Below are 14,570 nucleotides of genomic sequence, written 5' to 3'. Positions count from 1 at the left end.
GACGCGATGTTCCTCGGGCAACCTGAGGAACAAGAAACAGCTCGCCCCGCGGCGTTGACCTCACGATTATGGAATAATGGCCCACTTTGCCGGGATGGCGGAATCGGTAGACGCAGCGGACTCAAAATCCGCCGCCCTTAAAAGCGTGGGGGTTCGAGTCCCCCTCCCGGCACCATCAGCATCTTGCTCGACATTGCCAACCAGTCCAGCTGATTGCAAGAAATCTTTGGAATCAAGCGGTTCGACATTTCTGAGGCTCTCAGGCAATCGTACGGAATCGGAATCGCTGCTGTTGTCAGCGCCGCTGCGAGTAGGCTAGCCAGTAACACAACTCCTCTCTGGAGAGTTACTGGAATTGCACTCAATCTCCTGTCCGACGCTGCGCTGCGTCGTGCTCGCCCACAAGAGCGGCCCTACCGCTTGCGCGAGGGCAATGGCCTTCACCTCCGTGCAGCCAACCGGGGCGATGTACTGGCGCACGGACATTTGACGCTGACGACAAATTGCGCAATTGGGCAGACATGCGCCAACTTTCGGAGGCTCAGGACTGGCTCAAGGTTCCTATGTCTGGTGACCGCGTTGCATCGCTCGCTGATGGTCAGTGTCCGGTCGGCGGGACTGCTCTGTGCAGTACGGCGCCAACAGGGTAAGCGCCTGCGGCTCGGTCAAGGCGTGCGCGAGAGGAACGTCACGCGGCGAGTCGCCAGAAGCACCAGCCACACGGGTTGCTGCGGGATCGACCTGCGCACAGCACGGCACGGTGGCTACGCAATGAGCCAGTGCAAATGCATTGAGCAGTGTTTCGGCTGGGGCAAGACGATCGGGACGCTCCGCCGAGTCATGGTAGGCACGCGGGAGAAGGTCGATCAGTGTCTGACCCTGACCATGACGTCTTACAACTTCAGGTGGTTGCGCAGCTTGGCAGGCGTGCGTCCGCAGTTCGCATGAAGGGCCGGAAAACGATGAAAATAGCCGCGTGGAACACCCCTGCCCGCCGGATCGATCCGATGACCCCGTCCCCTGCACCGCGCGTGCTCACCCTGACGCTCAATCCGAGCGTCGACATCTCCTATGAGATCGACCGCCTTGTCGAAGACCGCAAGGTCCACGCCTCCGCCTACCGGCTCGACCCCGGTGGCAACGGCATCAACGTGGCGCGCGCGCTCACTCGCCTGCACATTGCGGTGCACGCCTTCTTCGTCGCCGCCGGCGAGACCGGCGCGCTGCTTGAGCACCTGGTCGCCAAGCAGATCGCAAACCCGCATTGCCGGCACATTGCCGGCGAGACGCGGATCAACGTCACCATCGAAGCGCGTAATCCGCGCGCGCAGTACGAAGTCATCGGCGTGGGCCCGACGATCGACGACACAACGCTCGATGCGATCGTCGGGGACGTCGTCGCCCTCGCCGACGACGGCTACGTCGTGCTGACCGGGTCGTTGCCGCCGGGCGCTTCCGCCGGAACCTATAACCGAATCATGCGCGCACTCGGCCCGCGCGTGCGCGTCGTCGTCGACATGCAGGGTGAGGCGCTTGCCCGCGCGATCGAGGCCAAGCCCTTCCTCATCAAGCCCAATCGCTACGAGTTCGAGGAGTTCGTCGGCCGCGCCCTGCCGACTCTCGACGACGTGCAGCGCGAAGCGCGCGCCTTGCAGGCTACGGGCGTTACGCATGTCTGCGTGTCGCTCGGCGCCGACGGCGCCGTGCTAGCCGACGCCCAAGGCGTGCGCCATGCCTGGCCTCCGCAAGTCGACGTCCAGTCGACCGTTGGCGCGGGCGACTCGATGGTCGCCGGCCTGATCGCCGCGTTCGCCCAAGGCGGCGGTTCCGCGCAGGCGCTGCGGCTGGGACTTGCCTGCGGCAGCGCGACCGCAGCGCAACCGGGCACCGAGTTGTTCGACGGCGCCGAGGTGCAGGCGCTCGCGGCAGGCGTCGACGTCAGACTGCTCGCTCCAGCGCCGCCCTGAGCGCCTCCGTCGCTATTGCAGCCCATGGATGTGGAGCCCCGCCTATGGATGTGAGGCGTTATCTCGACCGCGACCTCCCCGCCCGACTCGGGCGGCTCGGGCGGCTCGCCGAACTGGCACTCGATGTGCGCTGAAGTTGGAGCCATGCCTCGGGCGCGCCGCCATGCAAGAGCCGATTGCGTACTTCAGCATGGAGTTCGGCGGCAAGGCGCACTCCTGGTTCCGAGCAGCCATCAGCTATTACCTGCTGTATTCTCGCTATGCAGTGCACGCTCTCGCCACAGAAGATGGCTGCATGCATGCATTGGTACGCAAGACGCACTGACCATCGCTAGCCGCGTCATGCAGTAAGTGCCAGGGTAAGAGCGAGCGCGACTCGTAAAGATTCGGTGATGACGTAGGCTGACCGAGTCGCGAGCAGAACGTGCTGGACACAGAAGTTTTTTCGCCGTACCCTGTTTGCTGTGAACGACACAGCCGCAGACCTGGACTCGGCGATCGGGACGGTGCCCGACGCAAGACGGCCGACGCCGAAACCCTATGACCAGGAGTTGGTCACGCTGACCAGGCGCGAGCACATCGAGTTGGTGCAGCGGGCAAGTTCATACCGATCCCTGCATGCGCGAGCCGTGGCGCGCATCGAATTCGTGGAACGTCGGCATCAGGCCGAGAAGGCGCGATTTGCGCAGCGTGAAGCCGAGTTGAAGGCGGCGCTGGAGGCCGCGCAGGCGCAGATCCGCGATCTTCGCCTGCGCGTGTTTGGCGCCAAGACGGAACAGTCGCGCCGGATCAATGCGGTGTGCCAGGTCAGCGCTGGCCCTCCACGGCCGCGGGGCCAGCAACGTGGGCGGCGTGGTCACGGCCGCACGCGCCTGGGCGGATTGCCGGCCAGGGTTGAGGAGGTGACGCTGCAGACGACGTGCCCACGCTGCGGCCTGGGGCTGAGCGCGTTTCCCGGCACGCAGGATGCCGAGATTCTGGAGATCGAGGTCAAGGCGTACCGCCGCATCGTCCGTCGGCACCGCTACCGGCCGCTGTGCTGCTGCGGCGCACTTCCCGGCATCGTGACGGCGCCGCCGCCGGCGCAACTCATCCCACGGGGCAAGCTGGGCGTGTCGGTCTGGGTGGAGGCACTGCTGTCGAAGTTTCTCTATGGGCAGCCCAGCCACAGGCTGCTGCAGGACTGGGACGATCATGGGCTGCACATCGCGCAGGGCACGCTCACCGAGGGCCTGCGCATGCTGTGGCCGTTGCTGGGGCCGGTGGCCGAGGCTGGCCTGGATGAGCTGCGACGTGGCTCGCACTGGCATGCCGACGAGACACGCTGGGAGGTGTTCGAGGAGGAGCCCGGCAAGGTCGGGCATCGCTGGTACCTGTGGGTGTTTCAGTCGGCCACTGCGGTGTGCTTTGTGCTCGATCCTTCACGCTCGGCCTCGGTGCCGGCGGCCGCACTCAACCATGTGGACGAGGGGATTCTCAGTGTCGACCGCTACGCCTCGTACCGCAAGTTCGCCCGGTTGAACCCGGGGGTGAAGCTGTCGATCTGCTGGGCGCACCAGCGGCGCGACTTCCTGCGCGCGGCCAATGATTATCCGGCGCTGTGGGACTGGGCCATGGGATGGGTCGGGCTCATCGGCGAGCTGTACGCCTTGCACGCCCGGCGGCGGCAACAATGGGCGGATGGCGACGCTGCCTTCAAGGACAGCGATGCCGAGACGCGCGCGCTGGTGGCCTCGATGGAGCAGCGCTGCCTGGATGAGTTGGCCGACACGGCACTGGCAGGCGCGGCGCACAAGGTGCTGCGTACCCTGCGCACGTACTGGGCGGGACTGATCCTGTTCCTGGATCATCCCGCCATCGACCTGGACAATAACGCCGCCGAACGCGCGCTGCGGCCCGCGGTGGTCGGGCGCAAGAACTTCTATGGTTCGGGCAGCCAGTGGTCGGGGCAGCTGGCCGCCACGATGATGAGCGTGTTGGGTACGCTCAAGTGCTGGGGGATCAATCCGCGCACCTGGCTGAGCGCGTATCTGCATGCCTGCGCACACGCGGGCGGCTGCATGCCGGCGGACCTCGACCGCTTCCTGCCCTGGCGGATGGATGAGGCCCGGCTGAGCGCGATGCGCGGCGTGGCCTGCGCAACAATCGACAGCTCATGAACAAACGGTACTGCGGGCGCGTGTTCACGCAGGAGGAGCTTGACGCCATCGCCTGGCTGATGGCGCAAAACCCCCAGCTCAAGCGCGCGCCGCTGTCGCGCAGGGTGTGCGAGATGATCGACTGGCGCCGCCCTGATGGACGCCTCAGCGACATGAGTTGCCGCGTGGCGATGCTGCGCATGCAGACTGACGGCTTGATCACGCTGCCACCCTCACAGATGCCTCACCCGCGGCGCCGGGCGCAGTTCGACCCCACACCGGCCACCGATGCGCAAGGTGCGATCGACATGCCCGTGCATGCTCTGGATGCCTTGCGCCTGGAGGTGGTCGCCGGTGTCGGCGCGGCCTCCAGGCTGTGGAACGAATATGTGGCGCGTTACCACTACCTGGGCTACACGCCCATGTCGGGCAGCCAGATCCGTTACAACGTCTACGCTGGCGACCGGCTCGTTGCCTTGCTGAGCTTCGGCGCCAGCGCCTGGAAGCTGGCCGATCGCGAACGATTCATCGGCTGGAATCACGATCAGCGGCAGAACAACCTGCAGCGCGTCGTCAACAACACGCGTTTCCTGATCCTGCCGTGGGTGCAGTCCAAAGGGCTTGCCTCGAAGATCCTGGCCCTCGCCGCGCGTCGCCTGCCCAAAGACTGGCAGCAGCGCTACGGCTACTCGCCCGTGATGCTGGAGACCTTCGTCGAAAGCCCCAGGCACAAAGGCACCTGCTACAAGGCCGCCAACTGGGTCCTCGTGGGCAAAACAACCGGCCGCGGCAAGAAGAGCCTCTCGCACCAACAGGCGCTGCCCATCAAGGACATCTGGCTGTACCCGCTGCGTCCCGACTACGCAGCCATCCTGCGTCGGTAACGGCTGCCGACGTCATCACCGAATCTTTACCGCGACTCAAAATAAAAAAGCCCAAGTCATTGATTGACTTGGGCTTTAATTTTGGCGGAGTGGACGGGACTCGAACCCGCGACCCCCGGCGTGACAGGCCGGTATTCTAACCAACTGAACTACCACTCCAACTGCTATTACTGCTGCTCAGCTTGTTAGGGCTGGCGTCCCCTAGGGGATTCGAACCCCTGTTATCGCCGTGAAAGGGCGGTGTCCTAGGCCTCTAGACGAAGGGGACAGGACTTGTACAACTCAATTTCGACTGCTGCTGAGTGGTGGAGGTAAGCGGGATCGAACCGCTGACCTCTTGCATGCCATGCAAGCGCTCTCCCAGCTGAGCTATACCCCCACAAGCAAAGAGCGAAATCATAAGGCATGCAGCGGTAAACGCGCAAGCCCTACCCGCCAGAAAATTGTGGGGCTCACGCGCCTTCGACCCTCAATGCCGCGTGGAAGCGTCGACCACTACAGGCGAATCTGTGGCCGCACCGGTTGCCGCAGGCACCGCAGGAACAGGTTCTTCCGGCAAGGGGGCTGGCGCGCGTTCCAGAGCCAGCTCAAGCACTTTATCGATCCATTTGACTGGGATGATTTCCAAGTTGCTCTTGATGTTCTCAGGGAACTCCTGCAAGTCCTTGACATTTTCCTCTGGGATCAAGACGGTCTTGATCCCGCCACGATGCGCTGCCAAAAGCTTTTCCTTCAGGCCTCCGATTTCCAGCACTTCGCCGCGCAGCGTGATCTCGCCGGTCATGGCGACGTCCGCGCGGACCGGGATTCCCGTCAGGGCCGACACGATAGCTGTGGTCATTGCCACCCCCGCGCTTGGCCCATCCTTGGGCGTAGCGCCTTCGGGGACGTGAATGTGAAGGTCAAACTTCTCAAAGACCTCATCCTTGATACCCAGGCGCTTTGCGCGCACACGTACCACTGTACGCGCCGCCTCAACGGACTCTTTCATGACGTCGCCAAGCGAACCTGTACGGATGATCGCTCCCTTTCCAGGCATCTTCGTCGCTTCAACGGTCAGCAGTTCGCCTCCGACTTCAGTCCACGCGAGTCCAACGACTTGGCCCACCTGGTTTTCGCGACCGGCGAGGCCGAAATTGAAGCGTCGCACGGAAAGGAACTCATTCAAGTTCTCGCCCGTGACAACAACCTTGCCGACGTACTTTTTCAGCATCTGGCCCTTGACAGCCTTGCGGCAGATCTTCGAGATCTCCCTCTCCAATGAACGCACGCCAGCCTCGCGGGTGTAGTAGCGCACGATTCCACGGATCGCGTCTTCGGTGACGTCGAGCTCGGACGCATCGACCCCGTTATTTTTCATCTGCTTGGGCAGTAAATACCGCTGAGCAATATTGACCTTCTCATCCTCTGTATAACCCGAGAGTCGTATCACCTCCATGCGGTCGAGCAGCGCAGGCGGGATGTTCAGCGAATTACTGGTCGCGACGAACATTACGTCAGACAGGTCGAAATCCACCTCGACGTAATGGTCACTGAACGTATGGTTTTGCTCGGGGTCGAGCACTTCGAGCAACGCCGATGATGGATCGCCGCGGAAATCCATCCCAAGCTTGTCCACTTCATCGAGAAGGAATAGCGGATTGCGCACCCCAACCTTGTTCAGGCTTTGAAGGATCTTACCCGGCATGGATCCAATGTAGGTGCGACGGTGCCCGCGGATCTCGGCCTCATCACGCACGCCACCCAAAGCCATGCGCACGAACTTGCGACCCGTTGCCCGCGCCACAGACTGACCCAGGGATGTCTTGCCCACCCCAGGAGGCCCGACCAGGCACAGGATAGGCGCCTTGACTTTGTCCACGCGTTGTTGAACGGCAAGATATTCAAGAATGCGCTCCTTGACGCGCTCAAGACCATAATGATCTTCATCAAGCACCTGCTGGGCGAAGGCAAGGTCATGCTTCACCTTCGACTTCTTTGCCCAGGGCAGGTTGACAAGCACATCCAAATAGTTGCGCACCACTGTCGCTTCTGCCGACATCGGCGACATAAGCTTCAGCTTTTTGAGCTCGGCATCGGCCTTCTTGCGCGCCTCTTTGGGCATATGCGCGGCCTTGATCTTCTTCTCCAGTTCCTCGATGTCGGCCCCTTCCTCGCCTTCACCGAGCTCCTTTTGGATCGCCTTAACCTGTTCGTTCAGGTAATACTCACGCTGACTCTTCTCCATCTGGCGCTTGACTCGCCCGCGGATACGCTTTTCAACTTGCAGGATATCGACCTCGCGCTCCAGTTGCTCGAGGAGATTTTCCAAGCGGGCGTGAATGTCTGCAAACTCGAGCACCATCTGTTTATGTTCGAGTTTGAGCGGCAGATGCGCAGCAATGGTGTCCGCCAGACGACCTGGATCGTCAATGCCGGAAATGGAGGTGAGAATTTCCGGCGGAATCTTCTTGTTCAGCTTTACATACTGATCAAACTGCGTCACGACCGCGCGGCGAAGTGCCTCCGACTCTGCAGATGCCTCGCTTGGCGCTTCCACCAATTCGACTTCGCACACAAAAAAATCACCGTTGTCCTCAACCTGGCTGGCCTTGGCGCGTTGCACGCCCTCCACCAACACCTTTACGGTGCCGTCGGGCAGCTTGAGCATCTGCAGGATTGTGGACATGCAGCCCATCTCGAACAGATCTTCGGGCTTCGGTTCATCTTTGGCTGCTGTCTTTTGCGCGACCAACATGATCTGTTTGCCGGCCTCCATGGCCGACTCCAGCGCCTTGATGGATTTGGGTCGACCCACAAACAGCGGGATGACCATATGAGGGAAAACGACCACGTCACGCAATGGCAGAAGCGGGACCGCGGAAGTGGCCAAGGTCGGGGAATTTTGGGTTTCAGCCATGGGGAGCACCCTGGAAAGTAATGGTCAACAAATGGGGCGAGTTGCCCGAATTACAAGACAGCCCGCGTGCTCCGACGGGCAAACCGTTCAGGCACCCGCCGCCTTGGGAGGATCTTCAAATGTGAGCAGAGGCTTGCCACCGACATTGACCGTGTTTTCATCCACCATCACACTCGTTACACCCTTGAGATTGGGGATCTCGAACATGGTCTCCAGCAATGACTGCTCAACAATCGAGCGCAGGCCACGGGCGCCGGTGCGCCGCTGCAGAGCCTTGTGGGCGATTGCGGAAAGCGCCGATGGTCGGAACTCCAGCTTGACGCCATCCATCTCGAACAGCTTCTGGTACTGTTTGACCAGGGCGTTACGCGGCTCTGTCAAGATTTGAACAAGGGCCGCCTCGTCAAGTTCGGAAAGTGTCGCCGCCACGGGCAGTCGTCCGACCAACTCGGGGATCAAGCCGAATTTGATGAGATCTTCAGGCTCGATTTGCTGGAACGTCTCGGACACACTCTGCTGCGTCTTGGATCGCACCGTGGCTGAAAACCCGATCCCGGACTTCTCCGAACGATTCTGGATGATTTTTTCCAGCCCATCAAAGGCACCACCACAGATAAACAGGATATTCGTGGTATCGACCTGAATGAAATCCTGATTGGGGTGCTTGCGCCCACCCTGCGGTGGCACAGAAGCCATCGTACCTTCGATCAGCTTGAGCAGCGCCTGTTGCACGCCCTCACCCGAGACATCACGAGTAATCGATGGATTTTCAGATTTGCGCGAGATTTTATCGATCTCGTCAATATAAACAATGCCGCGCTGAGCCTTTTCAATCTCGTAATTGCAGCTCTGCAGCAACTTCTGGATGATGTTTTCGACATCTTCGCCCACGTAGCCCGCCTCGGTCAGGGTGGTGGCGTCGGCAATCACGAATGGCACGTTAAGCACTCGCGCAAGGGTCTGGGCCAAAAGCGTTTTTCCCGAACCGGTTGGTCCGATGAGCAAGATATTGCTCTTGGCCAGTTCAACCTCGCCAGGCTTTCCCGCATGCTGCAGGCGCTTGTAATGGTTATACACGGCCACGGACAGAATCCGCTTGGCGGACTCCTGCCCGATCACGTACTGGTCGAGAATATCCTTGATTTCCTGGGGGATGGGCAGGTCCGACTTACCAAGCCGATCTGCCTTCTCGGATCCTACGGCCTCATCCCGGATGATCTCATTGCACAAGTCGATGCACTCGTCGCAGATAAACACCGATGGGCCCGCGATGAGCTTTTTTACTTCATGCTGGCTCTTTCCGCAAAAGGAGCAGTAGAGGATCTTCTCGCCTGCGGGTGTTTTCTTGTCAGCCATGGCTCGCTACTCGCAAATCTGGATGGGGGACGGCGCTCAGGCGCGCTTGGCAATGACCTCGTCAATCAGGCCATAGTCCTTGGCCTGATCCGCTGACATGAAAAAGTCCCGGTCGGTGTCCTGTGCGATTTTTTCGATCGATTGCCCGGTGCGCTCGGCAAGAATGGCGTTGAGTCGCTCGCGCAAATAGAGAATTTCACGCGCCTGGATTTCAATGTCAGTCGCTTGGCCTTGGGCGCCACCCAGCGGCTGATGAATCATCACACGGGAATTGGGCAGGGAATAGCGCTTGCTCTTGGCGCCAGCAGCGAGAAGAAAAGCGCCCATGCTCGCAGCGATACCTGTGCACAGCGTGGACACGTCTGGCTTGATGAACTGCATCGTGTCGTAGATCGCCATGCCCGCCGACACAGAGCCGCCCGGCGAGTTGATGTAGAGCGAAATGTCCTTGTCCGGGTTTTCCGACTCCAGAAACAACAATTGGGCCACAACGAGGTTTGCGGTCTGGTCATTGACTGGCCCAACAAGAAAGATCACGCGCTCGCGCAGCAGGCGCGAGTAGATGTCATAGGCCCGCTCCCCTCGTCCGCTTTGTTCGATGACGATAGGAACCATGCCAAGATTTTGGGTTTCGATGGCGCTCATGGATCGAGATTGGTAAGCAATGGGGCAAGGTTAGCATGGCACAGGCGAGCGCAATGCTAAGCCTCACAAAACCTGTCGGTAAGGGGTGTCAAGTGATGCGTGCGCAACAAAAAACCGCCCGACCGCCGCTCAAGCGGCAAGCGGGCGGCTTGTCCCGGATCTCGACGGCGATCAAGCCGTCTGCATAACCTCGTCGAAACTCAGCGACTTTTCCGTCGTCTTGGCCTGGCTAAAGACGAACTCGGCCACGTTATTCTCGACAACGATCGATTCCACCTCGGACAGGCGCTGCGGATCACCGTAGTACCAGCGCGTCACGTCTTGCGGGGTTTCGTAGCTAGAGGCCAGCGCCTCCACATGGCCACGCACCTGTTCGGGCTTGGCGTGCAGTTCATTTTCCTTGACAAGTTCGGCCACGATCAGCCCGAGGCGTACGCGACGCTCAGCTTGCTCACGGAACATGTCAGGAGACAGCGGCAATTTCTCGACGTCCTTCATGCCGCGCGACTGCAAATCCTGGCGCGCGGCGCGCATCAGTTGCTCGATCTCACTGTTGACCACGCTCGACGGCAGGTCCACGCTATTGACCTTCAGCAGCCCATCCATTGCGGTCCGCTTGTTACGCGCCGTCAGCCGCGTCGCAATTTCACGTTCAAGATTTTTGCGGATGTCATCGCGAAGCCTTTGAATATCGCCGTCGGGAACCCCCAATGCCTTGGCGAAATCGCCGTTGAGTTCAGGCAATACGGGCGCCTCGACCTTGATCACGTCAAGCGAGAATCGCGCCGTCTTTCCCGCCACTTCGCGCCCTTGGTAATCGTCGGGGAAATGGAGATCGAACTCCACCGTGGAACCTGGCAGCGCACCGCGGGCGGCGGCCTCAAACTCGGGCAACATGCGGCCTTCGCCCAACACGAATTCAAAGTCATCGGCACTGCCACCGGGAAAGGCCACTCCGTCAATCTTGCCCACAAAATTCACGGTCAACTGGTCACCATCGCGCGCAGCGTTATCGCCAGAGGCACGCTCCTGAAAGGTACGACGTTGCTTCCTCAGGATTTCCATCGTCTTGTCAATGGCAGCATCGTCCACGCTACACGTGGCACGTTCCAATTCCAAGCTGGTGAGGTCACCCAGGATCACGTCAGGGTAGACTTCAAAGACCGCATCAAAGGCGAATGCATCGGCACCATCGGTGGCCTCGTGCGGCGTGAATGCTGGCATCCCGGCGACACGCACATGCGCCGCATTAACGGCTTCATAGAACACGCTGCCAACTTTGTCTTGCAGCACCTCGGCCTCGACCGAAGAGCCGTAGCGCTTTTGCATCACCGACAAGGGCACCTTGCCCGGACGAAAGCCGGAGACACGCGCCGTGCGTGACAGATTTTTCAGGCGGGCCAACACCTCACTCTGCAATTCGGTCTTGGGCACAGAGACGGTAATGCGGCGCTGCAACTTATCCAAAGTTTCTACGGCTGTCATGGGAAATCCGATCGTGAAAATGAATGAGGATGCTGTGGTGCGAGGAGGGGGACTCGAACCCCCACGCCTGTGAAGGCGTCAGGACCTAAACCTGGTGCGTCTACCAATTTCGCCACCCTCGCAGGGGCCATGCGCATGCTGCGCCGATTACCCGCGCCCGTCCTTGCCCGCCAACTCAGGGCAGGCGATGGGGGCGTGTTCTGCCACCGACAAACATATTATTTTATCCTGTACCCCGCCGCGCGCTTGACTCAGTGGCATCCATTCACACACGCGCTGCCCCATGACCCCTGAATTTCAATCGGACCTAGGTCTTGCGCCACGGGGAACGGCCTGGTACTACGCCACCCTGAACCAACCCGCTGCGCGACGGCGAAATCTCCTGCTGTTCCAGGCCTGGTGGCGCGCGGTGCGCAGCATCCCCTACACGGTGTCGGAACCCTCCGTGGCCGCGGCCAAGCTCGCTTGGTGGGAAGCGCAGGTACGCCTTTGCCAGGACGATCGGCCCGACCATCCCCTGCTGCTCCAACTGCAACCGGCCCTGCTGGAGGCTTGCGTGGCTCCTGGCGCACTCCTTCAGGCGATCACGCATGTCCGGGCCAGCTTGCAACAGAACCGCTGGCTCGACTGGATTGGCATTGAAAACCATCTGGATTGCGGGCCGGGGCAAGTCGCGCGCGTGTCGTGCCAACTCGCAGGCCAAGGGACATCTGCTGCGTTGGACTGGGCCGCGGCGCTTGGCGTAGCACTCGCCCAAGTAGCCATGGTGCGCGACGTGGGGCGCGACGCGCGACGCGGCGTGATTTTTTTTCCCGTTGACGAATTGGCTGCGCTTGGGGTCAAGGCACGCCAATTGCTCGCCTGTGACGAAACCCGCGAGGTTCGCGCGCTCCTGGCGCACGCAGCAACGAGGGCCCACACGGCCCTCGTAAGGGCCGACACGCTACGCCCGCGGGACATGGGTCAAGCGGCGCTGCCCGGCATTGCGCTTTCCCGCATGGCGCATGCCCTGCTGCGCGAGATGGAGCGCGATCAATATGCCCTGCTGAATCAGCGCCTGAGCCTTACCCCGACGCGCATGCTGTGGGCGGCATGGACGGCGCAATGGGCGCGGTGAAATGCCGCGAACGCCAGCCGCCTCCAGTCAGGAGGCTTCAAGCGAGATCTTCATCTGCCGGTACTCTTCCAGCGCCTCCGGGTTGGCCAGCGCGGTGAGATTCTTCACGGGTTCTCCATGCACCAGGTTGCGCACGGCAAGTTCAACGATCTTGTTGCTCTTGGTGCGCGGAATGTCGTGCACCTGCACGACGCGCGCTGGAACGTGGCGAGGCGTTGTGTTGACGCGGATGGTCTGCTTTATGCGTTCGATCAGCGCGTCATCAAGCACGAGTCCGTCGCGCAACCTGACAAACAGCACCACCCGCACATCGTTGTAGGTGCCGGGCGGCCAATTTTGGCCGATCACCAGCGACTCCATCACTTCGGGAAGCTTTTCAACCTGCCGGTAAATTTCTGCAGTACCGATACGCACCCCTCCGGGGTTGAGCGTCGCATCGGACCGCCCATAAATGATGTAGCCTTGGTGGACCGTGCGCTGGATGTAGTCGCCGTGGTGCCACACCCCTGGCATGCGCGTGAAATAGGCGTCAAGGTATCGGCTTCGACCCTTCTCCAGACTTCCGTCGACCAAAAAGCCAAGCGGCATGGTCGGGAAAGGCTGGGTGCACACCAACTCACCTTTTTCACCTTCAGGCAGGGGTTTGCCATCTTCCCCGTAGACGGCCACCGCCATACCGAGCGCGGCTGCCTGGATTTCCCCGCGCCACACCGGATGTGTGGGTGTGCCGAAGGTGAAGCAACTCACCAAATCAGTGCCACCAGAGATGGAACTTAGGCAGACATCGCGCTTGATGCGTTCGTACACCGTGTCGAAACCTTCAGGCACCAAAGGCGAGCCCGTGGAAAAAACACTGCGCAGCGCTGCGAGCTTGTGGGTCTTCGCGGGGGAAAGGGATGCCTTGTTCAGCGCCTCAAGGTACTTGGCCGAGGTACCGAAATGGGTAAATCCGGCCGCATCCGCATAGTCGAAGAGCACGTTGCCCTCCGCCGCAAAGGGCGAGCCGTCGTACAGACAAAGCGTGGCGCTCTGGGTGAGAGCCGAGACCAGCCAGTTCCACATCATCCAACCGCAGGTGGTGAAGTAGAAAACCCGGTCGCCCGCATGCACGTCAGCATGCAGACGCATTTCGCTGAGATGCTTGAGCAGGACCCCACCGGCGCGGTGGACGATGCACTTGGGAACGCCCGTGGTGCCACTCGAGTAAAGAATGTACAGAGGGTGATCGAAGGGCAGTTGCACGAATAGAACTTCCGCCGCTACGAGCGGCGCCAGCGCTTGGTTCCATGTTTGTGCCTTGGGCACCGCCGACACATCGATCGGCAGGTCGAGTGCCGCAGCCACATAAGGCACGACCAGCACGGCGCTCAGGCTGGTCAATTGCGGCACGGCCTGCATGAGCTTGTCTCGCACATCCACGGTCTTGCCGCCATAAAAGTAGCCATCGCAGGCCACCAGCACCTTCGGTTGGACCTGGCCGAAGCGGTCCAATAGACCTTGCGCACCAAAGTCGGGGGAAGCGGAAGTGAATACTGCCCCGAGCGAAGAAGCCGCGAGCATGGTAATGACAGCCTCGGGCATGTTAGGCAGGTAGGCTGCCACTCGGTCACCGGGGCCCACACCCTGGCCGGCCAACCACTGCTGCATCCGCGAGACTTCATCATGCAGCTGGCGCCAGGTCATTTCACGCCGCACCTTGTCCTCGCCCCAGAAAAGCAGGGCCGGCATGTCGTCACGCCGGCGTAGCAGATTCTGTGCGAAGTTCAAACGTGCGTTGGGAAAAAAGCGCGCATCCGGCATGCTGGCCGCAGACACATAAACCGGGTCGCCGCGGGTCTCGGCAACGACATCGGATGTGTCCCACACAGCAGCCCAGAAATCCCCCAGATTAGAGGTGGACCATTGCCACAACGCTTCATAGTCTGCAAGTTGCAACCCGTGGCGTCTGTTCACAAAATCGCGAAACGCCGTGACATGAGCGAATGCGATGCGCTCGGGGCCGGGCCTCCAAAGCGGCTCGTTCATCTCCACGAACTCTGCGGGCTGCTTGCTGGCCGATGGATTCATGTGGGTCTCCGA

At 60.9% G+C, this 14,570-nt stretch carries 10 protein-coding genes, 5 tRNA genes and 1 pseudogene; 7 read left to right on the top strand and 9 right to left on the bottom strand.

The window, feature by feature from the left end; all coding sequences use genetic code 11:
* Positions 1-88: 88 nt before the first annotated feature.
* The 6 genes and pseudogenes from CD04_RS0101005 to CD04_RS0100975 all read left to right on the top strand — a co-directional run bounded on the left by CD04_RS0101005 (position 89) and on the right by CD04_RS0100975 (position 4,989).
* A tRNA-Leu gene (locus CD04_RS0101005) sits at positions 89-175 on the top strand.
* 435 nt (positions 176-610) lie between these two features.
* A pseudogene (locus CD04_RS24290) lies at positions 611-948 on the top strand (IS5/IS1182 family transposase); the annotation flags it as partial.
* Positions 945-1,967 (top strand): 1-phosphofructokinase family hexose kinase, encoded by a 1,023-nt coding sequence (locus CD04_RS0100990; RefSeq protein WP_231480416.1) that lies wholly within the window; start codon positions 945-947, stop codon positions 1,965-1,967. The pseudogene CD04_RS24290 and the gene CD04_RS0100990, both read left to right, overlap by 4 nt.
* 163 nt (positions 1,968-2,130) lie before the next feature.
* On the top strand, positions 2,131-2,292 hold the full coding sequence (locus CD04_RS23490; protein WP_156030015.1) for a hypothetical protein: 162 nt from the start codon (positions 2,131-2,133) through the stop codon (positions 2,290-2,292).
* A 139-nt stretch (positions 2,293-2,431) separates the two neighbouring features.
* Positions 2,432-4,126: an IS66 family transposase gene (locus CD04_RS0100980; protein ID WP_031403963.1), complete on the top strand. Its 1,695-nt coding sequence runs from the start codon at positions 2,432-2,434 to the stop codon at positions 4,124-4,126.
* Complete coding sequence (locus tag CD04_RS0100975; RefSeq protein WP_031403962.1) at positions 4,123-4,989, top strand: Druantia anti-phage system protein DruA; 867 nt, start codon at positions 4,123-4,125, stop codon at positions 4,987-4,989. The genes CD04_RS0100980 and CD04_RS0100975 overlap by 4 nt, the downstream gene beginning before the upstream one ends.
* Before the next feature lie 82 nt (positions 4,990-5,071).
* Here CD04_RS0100975 and CD04_RS0100970 read toward each other — a convergent pair.
* From CD04_RS0100970 to CD04_RS0100935, 8 genes are all read right to left on the bottom strand, one after another.
* Positions 5,072-5,148: transfer RNA gene (locus CD04_RS0100970), tRNA-Asp, on the bottom strand.
* A 33-nt stretch (positions 5,149-5,181) separates the two neighbouring features.
* Positions 5,182-5,257 (bottom strand) — tRNA-Glu (locus CD04_RS0100965).
* Positions 5,258-5,292: 35 nt separating this feature from the next.
* Positions 5,293-5,368: transfer RNA gene (locus CD04_RS0100960), tRNA-Ala, on the bottom strand.
* Between the two features lie 90 nt (positions 5,369-5,458).
* On the bottom strand, positions 5,459-7,888 hold the full coding sequence (lon, locus tag CD04_RS0100955) for an endopeptidase La (RefSeq protein WP_031403961.1): 2,430 nt from the start codon (positions 7,886-7,888) through the stop codon (positions 5,459-5,461).
* 87 nt (positions 7,889-7,975) lie between these two features.
* Positions 7,976-9,244, bottom strand: coding sequence for an ATP-dependent Clp protease ATP-binding subunit ClpX (gene clpX / locus CD04_RS0100950; RefSeq protein WP_031403960.1), 1,269 nt, complete (start codon positions 9,242-9,244; stop codon positions 7,976-7,978).
* 36 nt (positions 9,245-9,280) lie between these two features.
* Positions 9,281-9,889: an ATP-dependent Clp endopeptidase proteolytic subunit ClpP gene (gene clpP / locus CD04_RS0100945; RefSeq protein WP_031403959.1), complete on the bottom strand. Its 609-nt coding sequence runs from the start codon at positions 9,887-9,889 to the stop codon at positions 9,281-9,283.
* 171 nt (positions 9,890-10,060) lie between these two features.
* Positions 10,061-11,374 (bottom strand): trigger factor, encoded by a 1,314-nt coding sequence (gene tig, locus CD04_RS0100940; protein WP_031403958.1) that lies wholly within the window; start codon positions 11,372-11,374, stop codon positions 10,061-10,063.
* A gap of 35 nt (positions 11,375-11,409) precedes the next feature.
* Positions 11,410-11,496 (bottom strand) — tRNA-Leu (locus CD04_RS0100935).
* A 161-nt stretch (positions 11,497-11,657) separates the two neighbouring features.
* Between CD04_RS0100935 and CD04_RS0100930 the strand changes: the two genes are divergently transcribed.
* Positions 11,658-12,491, top strand: a complete 834-nt coding sequence (locus CD04_RS0100930) for a squalene/phytoene synthase family protein (RefSeq protein ID WP_051848836.1) — start codon at positions 11,658-11,660, stop codon at positions 12,489-12,491.
* Between the two features lie 27 nt (positions 12,492-12,518).
* Here the strand turns inward: CD04_RS0100930 and CD04_RS0100925 are convergent, their stop codons facing one another.
* On the bottom strand, positions 12,519-14,558 hold the full coding sequence (locus CD04_RS0100925) for an acetoacetate--CoA ligase (RefSeq protein ID WP_197032988.1): 2,040 nt from the start codon (positions 14,556-14,558) through the stop codon (positions 12,519-12,521).
* Positions 14,559-14,570: the final 12 nt, after the last annotated feature.

Origin of the sequence: Thiomonas sp. FB-Cd, assembly GCF_000733775.1 — a bacterium.
Classification (GTDB): domain Bacteria; phylum Pseudomonadota; class Gammaproteobacteria; order Burkholderiales; family Burkholderiaceae_C; genus Thiomonas_A.
The sequence above is the reverse complement of the archived record's forward strand: the minus strand, read 5'-3'. Positions and strand labels throughout refer to the sequence as shown.